Annotated in this window: 12 protein-coding genes; 5 read left to right on the top strand and 7 right to left on the bottom strand. The window is 67.2% G+C overall.

Going from position 1 to position 15,051, the window contains the following annotated elements:
• The first annotated feature begins 245 nt into the window (after positions 1-245).
• The 5 genes from H7X47_RS00830 to H7X47_RS00810 all read left to right on the top strand — a co-directional run bounded on the left by H7X47_RS00830 (position 246) and on the right by H7X47_RS00810 (position 7,936).
• Positions 246-1,259, top strand: a complete 1,014-nt coding sequence (locus tag H7X47_RS00830; RefSeq protein ID WP_193366714.1) for an adenosine kinase — start codon at positions 246-248, stop codon at positions 1,257-1,259.
• Positions 1,260-1,302: 43 nt separating this feature from the next.
• Positions 1,303-3,141, top strand: coding sequence for a translational GTPase TypA (gene typA / locus H7X47_RS00825; RefSeq protein ID WP_193366713.1), 1,839 nt, complete (start codon positions 1,303-1,305; stop codon positions 3,139-3,141).
• Positions 3,142-3,223: 82 nt separating this feature from the next.
• Positions 3,224-4,600, top strand: a complete 1,377-nt coding sequence (locus H7X47_RS00820; protein WP_193366712.1) for an AmpG family muropeptide MFS transporter — start codon at positions 3,224-3,226, stop codon at positions 4,598-4,600.
• Positions 4,584-5,105 carry an O-acetyl-ADP-ribose deacetylase gene (locus tag H7X47_RS00815; protein ID WP_193366711.1) on the top strand — a complete coding sequence of 174 codons (522 nt, stop codon included), beginning with the start codon at positions 4,584-4,586 and terminating at the stop codon, positions 5,103-5,105. The genes H7X47_RS00820 and H7X47_RS00815 overlap by 17 nt, the downstream gene beginning before the upstream one ends.
• 104 nt (positions 5,106-5,209) lie before the next feature.
• Entirely contained in the window at positions 5,210-7,936 is a 2,727-nt protein-coding gene (locus tag H7X47_RS00810; protein WP_193366710.1) for a bifunctional acetate--CoA ligase family protein/GNAT family N-acetyltransferase, read from the top strand.
• A gap of 10 nt (positions 7,937-7,946) precedes the next feature.
• On the opposite strand, the gene H7X47_RS00805 is transcribed toward H7X47_RS00810, so the two are convergent.
• The 7 genes from H7X47_RS00805 to H7X47_RS00775 all read right to left on the bottom strand — a co-directional run bounded on the left by H7X47_RS00805 (position 7,947) and on the right by H7X47_RS00775 (position 14,924).
• Entirely contained in the window at positions 7,947-8,582 is a 636-nt protein-coding gene (locus tag H7X47_RS00805) for a LysE family translocator (protein ID WP_193366709.1), read from the bottom strand.
• A 159-nt stretch (positions 8,583-8,741) separates the two neighbouring features.
• Complete coding sequence (phoB, locus tag H7X47_RS00800; RefSeq protein WP_193366708.1) at positions 8,742-9,434, bottom strand: phosphate regulon transcriptional regulator PhoB; 693 nt, start codon at positions 9,432-9,434, stop codon at positions 8,742-8,744.
• Positions 9,431-10,180, bottom strand: coding sequence for a phosphate signaling complex protein PhoU (gene phoU, locus H7X47_RS00795; protein ID WP_193366707.1), 750 nt, complete (start codon positions 10,178-10,180; stop codon positions 9,431-9,433). Before phoU ends, phoB begins: the two co-directional genes overlap by 4 nt.
• 40 nt (positions 10,181-10,220) lie before the next feature.
• On the bottom strand, positions 10,221-11,024 hold the full coding sequence (gene pstB, locus H7X47_RS00790) for a phosphate ABC transporter ATP-binding protein PstB (protein WP_193366706.1): 804 nt from the start codon (positions 11,022-11,024) through the stop codon (positions 10,221-10,223).
• Positions 11,025-11,035: 11 nt separating this feature from the next.
• On the bottom strand, positions 11,036-12,340 hold the full coding sequence (gene pstA, locus H7X47_RS00785; protein WP_193366705.1) for a phosphate ABC transporter permease PstA: 1,305 nt from the start codon (positions 12,338-12,340) through the stop codon (positions 11,036-11,038).
• Entirely contained in the window at positions 12,333-13,715 is a 1,383-nt protein-coding gene (pstC, locus tag H7X47_RS00780; RefSeq protein WP_193366704.1) for a phosphate ABC transporter permease subunit PstC, read from the bottom strand. Before pstC ends, pstA begins: the two co-directional genes overlap by 8 nt.
• Before the next feature lie 186 nt (positions 13,716-13,901).
• The gene (locus H7X47_RS00775) at positions 13,902-14,924 is read right to left on the bottom strand and encodes a PstS family phosphate ABC transporter substrate-binding protein (protein ID WP_322096439.1); all 1,023 of its coding nucleotides are present in this window, start codon (positions 14,922-14,924) and stop codon (positions 13,902-13,904) included.
• Positions 14,925-15,051: the final 127 nt, after the last annotated feature.

Here is a 15,051-nt window from a genome sequence, read left to right as displayed (position 1 = left end):
GAGGTATTTAACCCTCCTTGGAGCCCCCTACAAGGTGCGTCGGGCTTGCCGCCGGCGCCCTTCACGGCTAAAAGGGGCCGCGTCGCCAGGGTCTTCGCGCGATTTAGTAGGTATGCGAAGCGGCCCCTGAGAGGGCGGAGCGGGCCCGAGGACGGTGCCTGCCGGAGACCGCCACTCCCCCGTAAGGCATTTCCCGGGGCGGCGGCTTTGCGCTCCACGGCACCACTTAAGACACACGGTTTTTCATGACTGCACAGACCCTCGACGTCGTGGCCATCGGCAATGCCCTGGTGGACGTTCTCGCCAAGGCCGAAGACTCCTTCCTGGAAACCCACGGGATTCCCAAGGGCAGCATGACGCTGATCGACGAGCCGCGCGCCCTGCAGCTCTACGACGCCATGGGCCCGGCGGTGGAAGTCTCCGGCGGCTCGGCCGGCAATACCGCCACCGGCATCGCCTCCCTGGGCGGCCGGGCGGCCTTCCTGGGCAAGGTGCGCGACGACCAGCTGGGCGCCATCTTCACCCATGACATCCGGGCGGCCGGCGTTGCCTTCGACGTGGCGCATGCCACCACCGGGCCGGCCACCGGGCGCTCCATGATCCTGGTGACCCCCGACGCCCACCGCTCCATGAACACCTTCCTGGGCGCGGCCGTGGAATTCGGCCCCGACGATGTGATCGAGGCCCAGGTGGAGGCCGCCGCCGTCACCTATATGGAGGGCTATCTCTGGGACTCGCCCTCGGCCAAGGCGGCCTTCCTCAAGGCCGCGCGGCTGGCCCATGGCGCCGGGCGCAAGATCTCCCTCACCCTCTCCGACCCCTTCCTCGTCAACCGCTACAAGGACGAGCTGAAGGATTTCATGGAAAAGCACGTGGACATCGTCTTCGCCAACGAGGAAGAGGTCTGCAGCCTCTACGACGCCGCCGACTTCGACGCCGCCCTGCAATGCGTGCGCGCTCACTGCGACGTGGCCGCCCTGACCCGCAGCGAGAAGGGCGCGGTCATCGTCTCGGGCGAGGAAGTCCACGTGGTCGACGCCGCCCCGGTGAAACAGGTGGTGGACACCACCGGCGCCGGCGACCTCTTCGCCGCCGGCTTCCTTTATGGCATCACCAACGCCCAATCCCTATATGACAGCGGGCGCATCGGCGCCCTCGCCGCCGCCGAAGTGATTTCCCACGTCGGCGCGCGCCCGGAGCAGACCCTCGCGGACCTGGTGGCCGCGCAGCTCGGGCCGGCACAGGCGAAGCGGGCATGAGGCCCCTTCAGCCGATCCTCTATCCAGAAAGCAGAACGACAGCATGACGGTTCAGGCCAGTAACATTCGCAATATTGCGATCATCGCCCACGTCGACCACGGCAAGACCACCCTGGTCGACGAACTGCTGAAGCAGTCCGGCACCTATCGCACGAACCAGCAGGTGACCGAGCGGGCGATGGACTCCAACGACCTGGAGCGTGAGCGCGGCATCACCATCCTCGCCAAGTGCACGGCGGTCACCTGGGGCGACGTGAAGATCAACATCGTCGACACCCCCGGCCACGCCGACTTCGGCGGCGAGGTGGAGCGCATCCTCTCCATGGTCGACGGCGTGCTGCTGCTGGTCGACGCGGCCGAAGGTCCCATGCCGCAGACCAAGTTCGTCACCGCCAAGGCGCTGGCCCGCGGCCTGAAGCCCATCGTGGTGGTCAACAAGGCCGACAAGCCCGACGCCCGCCCGCATTGGGTGCACGACCAGGTCTTCGACCTCTTCGTGGCGCTGGAGGCCTCCGACGAGCAGCTCGACTTCCCGACTCTCTTCGCCTCGGCCAAGCAGGGCTGGGCGGTCGAGGACCTGGAGGAGGAGCGCAAGGACCTGCACCAGCTCTTCGACCTCATCGTCAAGCACGTGCAGCCGCCGGTGGCCGACCCCGACGCGCCCTTCGCCATGCTGGCGACGACGCTGGAGGCCGACAACTTCCTGGGCCGCATCCTGACCGGGCGTGTCTACAGCGGCACCGCCAAGCTCAACATGCCGGTGAAGGTGATGCGCCGCGACGGCAAGGTGTTGGCCGGCGGGCGGCTGACCAAGCTGCTGTCCTTCGACGGCCTGAAGCGCGAGCCGGTGGAGGAAGCGGCGGCGGGCGACATCGTCGCCATCGCCGGCCTGGCCGAGGCGACGGTGGCCGACACCATCGCCGCGCCGGAATTTCCCGAAGCCCTGGAATCGCAGCCCATCGACCCGCCGACCCTGGCCATGACCTTCTCGGTGAACGACTCGCCCCTGGCCGGCCAGGAAGGCGACAAGGTCACCTCCCGCATGATCCGCGACCGGCTGCTGCGCGAGGCGGAGGGCAACGTCGCCATCCGCATCACCGAGACCGAGGACAAGGACGCCTTCGAGGTGGCCGGGCGCGGCGAACTGCAGCTCGGCGTGCTCATCGAGACCATGCGCCGCGAGGGCTTCGAGCTGTCGATCTCGCGCCCGCGCGTGCTGTTCCGCAACGATCCGGAGACCGGCCAGCGCCTGGAGCCGATCGAGGAGGTGCAGGTCGACGTCGATGACGACTACTCCGGCGTGGTGGTCGAGAAAATGGGCCTGCGCAAGGCGGAGCTGATCGACATGCGCCCCTCGGGCGGCGGCAAGACGCGCGTCACCTTCCTGGCGCCGGCGCGCGGCCTCATCGGTTACCACGGCGAGTTCCTGACCGACACCCGCGGCACCGGCATCATGAACCGCGTGTTCCACAGCTACGCCCCCTACAAGGGCCCGATCCAGGGCCGGCGCAACGGCGTCTTGATCTCCAACGGCACCGGCAAGGCCGTGCCCTATGCCCTGTGGAACCTGGAGGAGCGCGGCGAGATCTTCATCGACCCGGGCAAGCCGGTCTACGAAGGCATGGTGATCGGCGAGCACAGCCGGGGCAACGACCTGGAAGTCAATCCGATGAAGGCCAAGCAGCTCACCAATATGCGCGCCTCCGGCAAGGACGAGGCCGTGCGCCTCACCCCGCCGCGCGTCATGTCGCTGGAGCAGGCTTTGGCCTATATTGCCGACGACGAACTGGTGGAGGTGACGCCCAAGTCGATCCGCCTGCGCAAGCGCCTGCTCGACCCGCACGCGCGCAAGAAGGAGAGCCGGCTGAAGGATGCCGTCTGAGGCAGCAGATCAAGGCGTAAAGGCTGCCCGGCGTTCCTGGTCGGAAGCTTTTGCAATCTACCGGCACCCGCGCATCATCGGGATGCTGTTCCTCGGCTTCTCCGCCGGTCTGCCCTTTCTGCTGCTTTTCACCACCCTGTCGCTCTGGCTGCGTGACGCAGGCGTGAGCCGAACCACTGTCGGTTTCTTCGCCTGGGTGGGCATTACTTTCTCTATCAAGGTGCTTTGGGCGCCGGTGATCGACCACCTGCCCGTTCCGGTGCTGACACGGCTGCTCGGCAAGCGGCGCAGCTGGATGTTGGCCGGACAGCTGGGCATCATGATCGGTCTGCTCGCCATCACCCTCATCAATCTGCAGGCGATTGCGATCGTGATGCCGGACACCGAGCTCATAAACGTGGTCTCGCCGGACCGCGTCTGGGTCGTCTGCGTTGCCCTTGCCGCACTCTGGGTCGCTTTTTGCTCGGCCACGCAGGACGTGGCGCTTGACGCCTACCGAATCGAAGCGGCGCCGGACGACCTGCAGGGCGGCATGGCCGCGACCTATCAGCTCGGCTATCGCATCGGCCTCCTCGCCGCCGGCGCCGGCGCGCTCTACGTCGCGGGGATCTGGTCCTGGCAGGTTTCCTACACGGTCATGGCGGCACTGATGCTGGTCGGCATGGCAACGGTTCTTATCATTCGCGAACCTGAATCAAGCCGAACCGCGGGTTCTATCCTGCAGGAAGAGCACGTGGTGGCCTTCATGACAGGCCGGCAGCATCTGCCCGAGCGCCAGCGCCGCCTCTTGGGCTGGTTCTATGGCGCCGTGATTTGCCCTTTCCAGGATTTCTTCGAGCGCAACGGCAAGTTCGCCCTGATCATCCTGGCTTTCATCTCCGTCTACCGGCTGAGTGACATCACCATGGGCGTGATGGCGAATGTCTTCTATGACGACTTGGGCTTCACCTATTTTGATATCGCCAACGTCAGCAAGACCTTCGGCTTCTTCGTCAGCATCGGCGGCGTTCTGGTTGGCGGGATCCTGGTGGCCCGCTACGGCATCATGCGAATCCTCCTGCTCGGCGCGATCCTGGTGGCGAGCACGAACCTGCTCTTTGCCTACCTGGCGGTTCATGGCAAGGACATCTGGATGCTTGCCTGGACCATATCGGCGGACAACCTCTCGGCCGGCATCGCCGGCACCGCCTTCATCGCCTATCTGTCGAGCCTGACCAACCGGCACTACTCTGCAACGCAGTACGCCCTCTTCTCCTCGCTCTTCACGCTCTTCGGCAAGATGGTCGCAGGCTTCTCCGGCGCTGTCGTCGATGCCGAGGGCTACGTCTTCTTCTTCATCTACGCATCGGTCCTCGGCATCCCGGCGATTTTGCTCGTGCTCTTTCTCATGTACCATCAGCGGCAGAAGGAACGTCTCCCTTCGGCAGTCCGCGAGGCGGTACATGAGCAAAGCGACTGAAGACCGGATCGAAATCCACCCCGGCGACATCACCAAGCTGGATGTCGACGCCATCGTGAACGCGGCCAACGCTCAGCTCAGGCCGGGCGGCGGCGTCTGCGGCGCGATCCACCGCGCGGCGGGTCGCAACCTGCGCGAGGCCTGCGCGAAGATCGGCGGCTGCAAGACCGGCGACGCGGTCGCGACCGACGGCTATGAGCTGAAGGCGAAGTTCGTGATCCACACCGTCGGTCCGGTGTGGCACGGCGGCAAGCAGAACGAGGACGGCCTGCTGGCCTCCTGCTACCGCACCTCCTTGAAGATCGCCAAGCAGATCGGCGCGCGCTCGGTCGCCTTTCCGGCCATCTCCACCGGCGTCTACGCCTTCCCCCTGGAGCGGGCGACGCAGATCGCCGTGGCGACGGTGCGCGACTTCCTGGCCGAAGACGAGGCCATCGACAAGGTGGTCTTCTGCACCTTCGGGGCGGAAGCCGAGGCGGCCTACCGCAAAGAGCTTGGCCGCTGACCCGCGCCCCGGCTGATCCAGATCATCGTGCCGTCATCCCGGCGTGGTAGGCTGAGGGTCAAGGTAATGCTTTGTTCTCGAACGGGTTTCAGGGACAGCCGCCGGTGACGATCCGCAATCTCGACGCCCTCTTCAAGCCGCGCTCCATCGCCCTGGTGGGCGGCAGCCGGCGCGACGGTTCCCTGGGGGCGGTGCTGGCGCGCAACCTCTTCCACGGCGGCTTCGAGGGGCCGATCCTGCCCCTGCACCGCAAGCACGAGAGCCTGGAAGGGGTGCTGGCCTACCCCTCGGTGGAGGCCCTGCCGCTGGCGCCGGACCTGGCGATCATCGCCACCCCGCCGGACAGCGTGCCCCAGCTTATCGCCGACTTCGCCGCCCGCGGCACCCGCGCCGCCGTGGTCATCACCGCCGGCTTCGGCGAGGGCGGGGACAGCGGCGGCGCCGGGCTGCGCCAGCAGATGCTGGACGCGGCGCGGCCCCACCTGCTGCGCATCGTCGGGCCCAACTGCCTGGGCATGATGGTGCCGGGCCTGGGCATCAACGCCAGCTTCAGCCACATCGCACCGCTGGCCGGCGGCCTCGCCTTCGTGACCCAGTCCGGCGCCATGGTGACGGCCATGCTGGACTGGGCGACGCCGCGCGGCATCGGCTTTTCCAAGATCGTCTCCCTGGGCGACAAGGCCGACGTGGACTTCGGCGACCTGCTCGACTACCTGGCCATGGACCCGGAGACCAAGTCGATCCTGCTCTACGTGGAATCCATCGATCACGCCCGCAAGTTCATGTCGGCGGCGCGCATCGCCGCGCGCAACAAGCCGGTCATCGTCATCAAGGGCGGCCGCTTCGCCGAGGGCGCCAAGGCGGCGGCCTCCCACACCGGGGCGCTGGCCGGGGCCGACGCGGTCTACGACGCGGTCTTCGCGCGCGCCGGCATGCTGCGCGTCTATTCCCTGGAGGAGCTGTTCGACGCGGCGGAGACGCTGGCCAACTACGCGGCGGTCAGTTCCACGCGCAGCGGCGATTCCCGCCTCGCCATCCTCACCAACGGCGGCGGCCTGGGCGTGCTCGCCACCGACGCCCTGATCGCGGAGGGCGGCAAGCTGGCCGAGCTGGCGCCGGAGACCATCGCCGCGCTGGACCAGCACCTGCCCGCGACCTGGAGCCGCGGCAACCCGGTCGACATCATCGGCGACGCCCCGGGCTCGCGCTACAAGGCGGCCATGCAGGCCCTGCTGCACGACCCCAACACCGATGCCGTGCTCGCCATGCACTGCCCGGTCGCCATCGCCGATCCCAACGAGGCGGCAGAGGCGGTGATCGAGGCCCAGGCCGAGAACGAGAAGAACCACCACCGCCCGGTCTTCGCCGCCTGGGTCGGCGAGCAGGCGGTGGGCGAGGCGCGGCGGCTCTTCACCGAACACCACCTGCCCCACTACCCGACGCCGGAGCAGGCGGTGCGCGCCTTCATGCACCTGGAGCGCTACCGCCATGCCCAGTCGCTGCTGATGCGGGTGCCGCCCTCGGTGCCGGAGAGCGCGGCGCCGGACACCGCCCTGGTGCGCCGCCTCGTCGCCGCGGCGATCGGCGAGGGCCGCGAGTGGCTGAACGAGGCCGAGGCCAAGCAGGTGCTGGCCGCCTACGGCATCCCGGCACTGCTGGCCGAGGTGGTGGCGACGCCGCAGGAAGCCGGCGAAGCCGCCGCGCGGACCGGCGGCCCGGTGGCGCTGAAGATCCTGTCGCGCGACATCACCCACAAGAGCGACCTGGGCGGCGTGGCGCTGGACCTGGAAGGCGCCGAGGCGGTGGAACAGGCGGCGGAGGCCATGCTGAAGCGCATCGCCAAGGCGGCGCCCGAGGCGCGCCTGCAGGGCTTCACGGTGCAGGCCATGTGCCGCCGCCCCCGGGCCGAGGAGCTGATCCTCGGCGTGGTCAACGACGCGCAGTTCGGCCCGGTGATGCTGTTCGGCCAGGGCGGCACCGCCGTGGAGGTGATCAAGGACAAGGCGCTCGCCCTGCCGCCGCTGGACCCGGTGCTGGCCGAGGCGATGATGCAGCAGACCCGGGTCGACAAGCTGCTGCAGGGCTACCGCGACCGACCGCCCGCCGACCGGCAGCAGATCGCCGCCTGCCTCATCCGCCTGTCGCAGCTCATCATCGACGTGGCCGAGATCACCGAGGTCGACATCAACCCCCTGCTGGCCGACAGCGAGGGCGTCATCGCCCTGGATGCGCGCATCCGCCTTGATGCTGCAGAAGCCGGAAAGCCGAACGGCGCCGCCCGCCTGGCGATCCGCCCCTATCCCAAGGCGCTGGAGCAGAGCTTTACCCTGCCCGGCGGTCAGCGGATCTTCCTGCGCCCGCTGCGCCCCGACGACGCCGAGGCCCTGCGCGAGGGCTTTCGGCGCATGGACCCGGAGGACGTGCGCATGCGCTTCTTCGCGCAGATGCGCGAGATGTCGCCGGCCATGGCCGCGCGCCTCACCCAGCTCGACTACAACCGGGAAATGGCGCTGGCCGCCTTCCCCGCCGAAGGCGAGGAGCGCGGCGGCCTGGGCGTGGTGCGCCTGGTCGCCGATCCCGACAACCAGCGCGCCGAGTTCGCCATCACCATCCGCTCCGACGCCAAGGGCCGGGGCCTGGGCCGCGCGCTGATGGAGCGCATCATGGACTACGCGGTGAAGCGCGGCATCGGCGAGATCTGGGGCGACGTCCTGGCCGACAACGCCCGCATGCTGGCGCTCTGCGACGACCTGGGCTTCGAGCGCGGGCGGCGGGAGGACGGCATCGTCCACGTGCGCCGGCGGCTGCGCGGCGCGCTCGCCTCCGACTGAGCGGCCCCGGCTAGGGATTTCTCGCCAGGGCCAGGTTTATTCCCAGAGCAATGAGCAGTCCCCCGCCGAGCTTTTGAAGCACCCGAAGGAGGCGTGCCGAAGCGCGCAGCCGGGACGCGAGCGCATGAGACATCTCGATCAGGATGGCATCGGTCAGGCTGAACATCCCGTTGACGATGATTCCCAAAACGACGATCTGCAGCCAGATGGGGAATGTCGCCGCCGGGTCCGTGAACTGCGGCAGGAATGCAAAGAAGAAGAGCGCCGACTTCGGGTTCATGGCTTCCACGATCACGCTGTCGCGGAGCGCACGCCGCGCCGTCGCCACAGGCGGCTTGCAAGATGCCGGACTTCTCGGCGGAGCGCCTTTTAGATATCTGAGGCCGAGCCAGATCAGATAGGCCGCACCGGCGAACTTCATCACCGTAAAGAGCGTGGGCAGCAGAACGAGAAGCGCCGAAACGCCGAGGGCGGCTGCAGCGGTATGGCCGAGGCCGGCAACGTGGAATCCAAGCGCCGAAGCCCATCCGACTTTCCGTCCGGAGGCGAGGGTCCGCGCCACCGCATAGAGCATGGACGAACCGGGCAGGCAGGCGAAAACGGCGGATGCCAGGAAGAAGGGGATCAGCAGATCAGCTGAGGGCATGGGCGTCACTCCCTTGTCTGACGCCCAGTCTCGCTCAGCGATCCTCATATCCGAGGGCGGCAAATGGTCGCCCGCAGCACATTTATTCCTCTCGACGACCCCTTGCCGGTCTGCAAGGCCGCCACGGCCGGGACAGGCCGTCGACCGGATGAGATGCGCCTAGGCGCTGGGACGGTCGAGGGAGTAGCCGGCCGAGCGCACGGTGCGGATGAGGTCTTCCTCGCCGCTCTGGTTCAGGGCCTTGCGCAGGCGGCGGATGTGCACGTCGACGGTGCGCGGCTCCACGTAGACGTCGCGGCCCCAGACGGAATCGAGCAACTGCTCGCGGGTGAAGACGCGCCCCGGGTGCTGCATCAGGTGGCGCAGCAGGCGGAACTCCGTCGGGCCCAGGTGGATGTCCTGCCCGTTGCGCTTCACGCGATGGGCCGCCAGGTCCATGGCCAGGTCCTCGAAGGTCAGCATCTCGCTGCTGAGCTCCGGCTTGCTCCGGCGCAGCACCGCGTTGATGCGCGCGATAAGCTCGGCCGGTGAGAAGGGCTTGGTGATGTAGTCGTCGCAGCCGCTGTCCAGGCCGCGCAGCTTGTCGGTCTCCTCGCCGCGCGCGGTCAGCATGATGATCGGCACGGGCTTGGTTTCGGGCTTGTTGCGCAGCTGGCGGCAGACCTCGATGCCCGACATCAGCGGCAGCATCCAGTCCAGCAGGATCAGGTCCGGCACCTCTTCGGCAGCGGCCACCAGGGCCTCCTCGCCGTCGCCCGCGGTATTCACGCGGAAGCCCGCGCCTTCAAGGTTGTATCGCAGCATCGTGACCAGGGCTTCCTGGTCCTCGACGATCAGAACAAGAGGTCTCACGCGCCCTCCTTATCCTCCGTGCCGCCTTCTTGCGCATCTTCCGGGTTCACGACCTGGAAACTGGAAAGATCGCTTTTCGGACGGCCGCCCTGGATGCGCTTTCCAGTCGTCAGATAGTGCGTTGTCTCGGCAATGTTAGTCGCATGATCGCCGATGCGCTCGATGTTCTTGGCGATGAACAGCAAATGCGTGCAGGGCGTGATGTTGCGCGGGTCCTCCATCATATAGGTCAGGAGCTCGCGGAACAGCGCCGTGTACATCTCGTCCACTTCCTCGTCGCGGTGCCAGACGTCCAGCGCGCGGTTGGGGTCGTGGTTGGCGTAGGCGTCCAGCACGTCCTTGATGATCGCCTGCACCAGCTTGGCCATGCGCGGGATGGAGCGCGTTGCTTCGTGCGGCGCCAGCTGGTTGAGCGCCTGGGCGCGCTTGGCGACGTTCTTGGCGTAGTCGCCGATGCGCTCCAGGTCGCTGGAGATCTTCAGCGCCGAGATCACTTCACGCAGGTCGTTGGCCATGGGCTGGCGCAGCGCCAGGGTGCGCACCGCGTTCTCGTCCAGCTCCAGGTCCATCTCGTCGATGGCCTCGTCGCTGGCCACGACCTTTTGTGCCAGGTCGGAATCGCGGCGCACCAGGGCATCGATGGCGCCGGCCAGCTGCGCCTCGGCGACGCCGCCCATGCGCAGCACCACGGCATTGAGCTGCTGCAGTTCCTCGTCAAAGGATTTGACGATGTGATCGCTGTTCATGCTTGCCTGTCCTTCGGACCTTTTGCGTTGCAGGGCCGGATCAGCCGAAGCGGCCGGTGATGTAACCCTGGGTGCGCTCGTCGCGCGGGTTGGTGAACAACTGCTCCGTCTCCCCGACCTCGACCAGGACACCCAGGTGGAAGAAGGCGGTGCGCTGAGAGACGCGCGCGGCCTGCTGCATGGAGTGGGTGACGATGACGATGGTGAAGTTCTGCCGCAGCTCGTCGATCAGCTCTTCGATCTTTGCCGTCGCGATGGGGTCCAAGGCCGAGCAAGGCTCGTCCATCAGGATAACCTCGGGGTTCACGGCGATGGCGCGGGCGATGCAGAGACGCTGCTGCTGGCCGCCGGACAGGCCCGTGCCCGGCCCCAGCAGGCGGTCCTTCACCTCGTCCCAGAGGCCGGCCTTGGTCAGGCTCAGCTCGACGATGTCGTCCAGCTCCGCCTTGCTTTCGGCGATGCCGTGCAGGCGCGGGCCATAGGCGATGTTGTCGTAGATCGACTTCGGAAAAGGGTTCGGCTTCTGGAACACCATGCCGACGCGCGCGCGCAGCTGCACCACGTCCAGCCCGCTGCGGTAGATGTCGATGTCGTCCAGGGTGATGTCGCCTTCGACGCGGCAGATGTCGATGACGTCGTTCATGCGGTTCAGGCAGCGCAGGAAGGTCGACTTGCCGCAGCCCGAGGGGCCGATCAGCGAAGTCACCTGGTTCTCGCCGATGTCCAGGTCGACGTCCTTCAGGGCCTTGGTGTCGCCGTAGTAGACCGACACGCCGCGCGCGGTCATCTTCGCCGTGTTGCGCAGGGCGCCGCGCGGCGCTTCGGATTCGAGGACTGCTTCCATAACGGTCTCCCTTACCACTGGCGCTCGAAGCGCTTGCGCAGCAGAACGGCCAGGGCGTTCATGACGATGAGGAAAGCCAGCAGCACCATGATGGCGCCGTTGGTCTTCTCGACGAAGGCGCGCTCCGGGGAATCCGCCCAGAGGTAGATCTGCACCGGCAGCACCGTCGCCGGGTCGGTGACGCCGCCGGGCACGTCGACGATGAAGGCGACCATGCCGATCATCAGCAGCGGCGCGGTCTCGCCCAGCGCCTGGGCCATGCCGATGATGGTGCCGGTCATGACGCCGGGCAGCGCCAGCGGCAGCACGTGGTGGGTGACCACCTGCAGCGGCGAGGCGCCGATGCCCAGCGCCGCTTCGCGGATCGACGGCGGCACGGCCTTCAGGGCGGCGCGCGCGGCAATGATGATGGTCGGCAGGGTCATCAGCGCCAGTACCATGCCGCCGACCAGCGGGGCCGAGCGCGGCAGGCCGAAGGTGCCGAGAAAGACCGCCAGGCCGAGCAGGCCGAAGATGATCGAGGGTACCGCGGCCAGGTTGTTGATGTTGACCTCGATCAGGTCGGTCAGGCGGTTCTTGGGCGCGAACTCCTCCAGGTAGACCGCCGAGAGGACGCCGATGGGGAAGCTCAGCAGCAGGGTGATCATCAGGGTGTAGGCGGAACCGACCGCGGCGCCCCAGATGCCCGCCTGCTCCGGCTCACGCGAGTCGCCGGAGGTGAAGAAAGCCTTGTTGAAGCGCAGCTCGACGTTGCCCTGCGCCTCCAAGGTCTCGATCCAGCCGATCTCATTGTCCTTCACCCGGCGGTCGTCCTCGGGCAGGCGGCGGTCGATGGCGCCCTTGATCAGGCTGTCGATGTCGTCGGAGGAACGCATCCACAGCGTCTGCGTCGTGCCGATCATCGAGGGATCGTCCATCACCTGGTCGCGCACGTCGTCGCCGGCGGCGTTGGAGACCAGGCCATAGAGCTTGATCTTGTCGCGCCGTCCCGTGACCTCCGGAAAGAGGTCGCGCAGCGACTGCTTCACCAGGCTCTGGTAGTCGGCTCTGCGCAGGGTCTCGGCGTCGCGGCTGCCCTGCGGGTCGATGGCCTGGGCGTCGAGGTAAACGGGGATCGCCACGTAGGTCTGCTGGAAGGCCGTGTAGCCGTTCGCCACGATGGTGCCGATCAGCAGGCCCAGGATGCCCAGCGCCGTGACGATGGCCGCGATGCCGTAGAGGCGGAAGCGCCGCTCGGCGGCGTAGCGCCGCTTCAGGCGCGCCTCCGAAAGGTCGACACGGCGCAGGGTCGTGGTGGGGATCGTACTCTCAGTCATATTTTTCTCGATACCTCCGGACCACGTGCAGCGCGACGACGTTCAGCGCCAGGGTGACGGCGAAAAGCAGCAGGCCCAGCGCGAAGGCCGCCAGGGTCTTGGCGCTGTCGAACTCCTGGTCGCCGACCAGCAGCGTCACGATCTGCACGGTCACCGTGGTTACCGCCTCCAGGGGGTTGGCGGTGAGATTGGCGGCCAGGCCGGCGGCCATGACCACGATCATGGTCTCGCCGATGGCGCGGCTCATGGCCAGCAGAACGCTGCCGACGATGCCCGGCAGGGCGGCCGGAAAGACCACCTGCTTAATGGTTTCAGAGCGCGTGGCGCCCAGGGCGTAGGCGCCGTCGCGCAGGGAACGCGGCACCGCGTTCATCACGTCGTCGCTCAAGGAGGAAACGAAGGGGATGATCATGATGCCCATGACCGCGCCGGCGGCCAGCGCCGATTCCGAGGAGACGTCGAGGCCGATGGCCTCGCCGCTGTTGCGGATGAAGGGCGCGACGGTCAGGGCGGCGAAGAAGCCGTAGACCACGGTGGGCACGCCGGCCAGGATCTCCAGCATCGGCTTCACCGTGGCGCGTATCTTCGGCGATGCGTATTCCGACATGTAGATGGCCGAGAAGAGGCCAATGGGCACCGCCACGCACATGGCGATGAAGGTGATCATCAGGGTGCCGGCGAAGAGGGGGACCGCCCCGAAAGCACCGGAGGAGCCGACCTGGTCCTCGCGCAGGGCGGTCTGCGGGCTCCAGCTCAGGCCGAAGAGGAACTCGGTGATCGGCACGCGGGCGAAGAAGCGCCAGGCCTCGAAGGCCAGCGACAAGACGATGCCGATGGTGGTCAGGATGGCGATGGTCGAGGCGAGGATCATCAGCACCGAGACGGTGCGCTCGACCAGGTTGCGCGCGCGCAGGGAAGGTGCGATGCGGCGGCGCGCGAAGGCCAGGCCCAGGACGGCGAGGGAAATGGCCGCGGCCGCCATGGCCGCGTTGCCGATCTGGCGCACCGCCTTGTAGCCGTCGGCGGCGGCCTGCAGGACCGGGTCCACCTCGCGGCTGACGATGTTGCCGGAGGCCAGGTTCTCGATGTCGTTGACCAGCAGGGACAGGCGGTCCGGGGAAAGCTGCTGCGCGTCGGCGGGCAGGTTGGAGACCAGCAGCCATTCGGCGACATGCGGTTCGATGATCAGCCAGGCCGCCATGAGCAGCAGGCTGGGAATGCCGCACCACAGGGCGACATAGAGGCCGTAGTACTGCGGGCGGGAATGCAGGGTCGAGGGGTGGCCGCCGCTGACCACGCGGGCGCGGCGCTGGCCGAAGGCGTAACCGACCGAGGAGAGGACCAGCAGGATGGCGATGAGAAGCAGGCTATTCATGTCGGCCCATCAGTCGGTGGCTTGCGGGAGAGTGCCGCTTCCCCCGGTGGTGCTGCCGGTACCGCGGTCCCTTGGAGGAACCTTGCCGGGGAAGAATTGTCAAATGAAGGTCTGAAACGAAGAAAGTCCCCAGCCCAAAAAAGGCTGCCGGCGGCGGTGGCCCCCCCGCCGCCAGACCCCCTCACTTTACATGGACAGCGGCGCCAGGCCGTTGGCCGCGTCATGCATGGCCTTGCGGTCGGCATCCGGCAGCGGGATCAGACCCTTCTCCACTAGGTAGCCGTCCTCGCCCCAGGCCTTCTCCGAGGTGAACTCGGCGACGAATTCCTTGATGCCGGGGATCGTGCCGACATGCTCCTGCTTCACATAGAAGTAGAGGGAGCGGGAGACGCCGTACTCGCCCGACGCGATTTTCTCGAACTCCGGCGCCACGCCCTCTACGATGGAGCCGTGCAGCTTATCGGCGTTCTGGTCCAGGAAGCTGAAGCCGAAGATGCCCAGGGCGACCGGATTGGCTTCCAGCTTCTGAACGATCAGGTTGTCGTTCTCGCCGGCCTCGACGAAGGCGCCGTCCTCACGCATGGCGTGGGCGACCTGCTTGAAGCCCGCCTTGTCCAGGGACTTGATCTCCGGGAATTCCTCGGCGGCCTCTTCCATCACCAGCTCGACGAAGGCGTCGCGGGTGCCGGAGGTCGGCGGCGGGCCGAGAACCTCGATCGGCTCGTTCGGCAGCGAGGAGTCGATCTGGCTCCAGTTGCTGTAGGGGTTGTCGACCAGCTTGCCGTCGACCGGCACCTGCTTGGCCAGGGCCAGGAAGATCTGCTTCTTGGTCAGCGAGAACTGCGGGGCCGACTTGGCATTGGCGAGCACGATGCCGTCGAAGCCGACCTTGACCTCGGTGACGGTGATGCCGTTCTTGGTGCAGGTCTCGAACTCGGACTTCTTCATACGCCGCGAGGCGTTGGTGATGTCCGGGTGCTCGGTGCCGACACCGGCGCAGAACAGCTTCATGCCGCCGCCGGAGCCGGTGCTCTCAACGACCGGGGTCTTGAAGCTGGTGCTGCGGCCGAAGTTCTCGGCGACCGCCGTGGAGAAGGGGAAGACCGTCGAGGAGCCGACGATACGGATCTGGTCACGCGCCTCGGCGAACGCCGGCGCCGTCAGAACCAGGCCGGCAACAGCCGCCACGGCAAGCTTGTTCTTGATCACGGGGAATACCTCCGCTGAATGCCCATAGATGAAACTCTGTCGCATTGCCCAAACCGTCGACGTCCACGTCATGGGAAGCGATGGCGGCCCGAATAACTGCAATGCCCACGCCGGCCTCGTGCCGGCG

The organism is Pelagibius marinus, assembly GCF_014925385.1.
Lineage (GTDB): Bacteria > Pseudomonadota > Alphaproteobacteria > Kiloniellales > Kiloniellaceae > Pelagibius > Pelagibius marinus.
The sequence above is the reverse complement of the archived record's forward strand: the minus strand, read 5'-3'. Positions and strand labels throughout refer to the sequence as shown.

Excerpts from the sequence above, each read along its gene's own strand:
- H7X47_RS00830 (WP_193366714.1), top strand. The coding sequence starts at position 246 with ATGACTGCACAGACCCTCGACGTCGTGGCCATCGGCAATGCCCTGGTG.
- pstA (WP_193366705.1), bottom strand. The coding sequence starts at position 12,340 with ATGACTGAGAGTACGATCCCCACCACGACCCTGCGCCGTGTCGACCTT.
- H7X47_RS00820 (WP_193366712.1), top strand. The coding sequence starts at position 3,224 with ATGCTGTTCCTCGGCTTCTCCGCCGGTCTGCCCTTTCTGCTGCTTTTC.
- phoU (WP_193366707.1), bottom strand. The coding sequence starts at position 10,180 with ATGAACAGCGATCACATCGTCAAATCCTTTGACGAGGAACTGCAGCAG.
- typA (WP_193366713.1), top strand. The coding sequence starts at position 1,303 with ATGACGGTTCAGGCCAGTAACATTCGCAATATTGCGATCATCGCCCAC.
- H7X47_RS00815 (WP_193366711.1), top strand. The coding sequence starts at position 4,584 with ATGAGCAAAGCGACTGAAGACCGGATCGAAATCCACCCCGGCGACATC.
- pstB (WP_193366706.1), bottom strand. The coding sequence starts at position 11,024 with ATGGAAGCAGTCCTCGAATCCGAAGCGCCGCGCGGCGCCCTGCGCAAC.
- pstC (WP_193366704.1), bottom strand. The coding sequence starts at position 13,715 with ATGAATAGCCTGCTTCTCATCGCCATCCTGCTGGTCCTCTCCTCGGTC.
- H7X47_RS00805 (WP_193366709.1), bottom strand. The coding sequence starts at position 8,582 with ATGCCCTCAGCTGATCTGCTGATCCCCTTCTTCCTGGCATCCGCCGTT.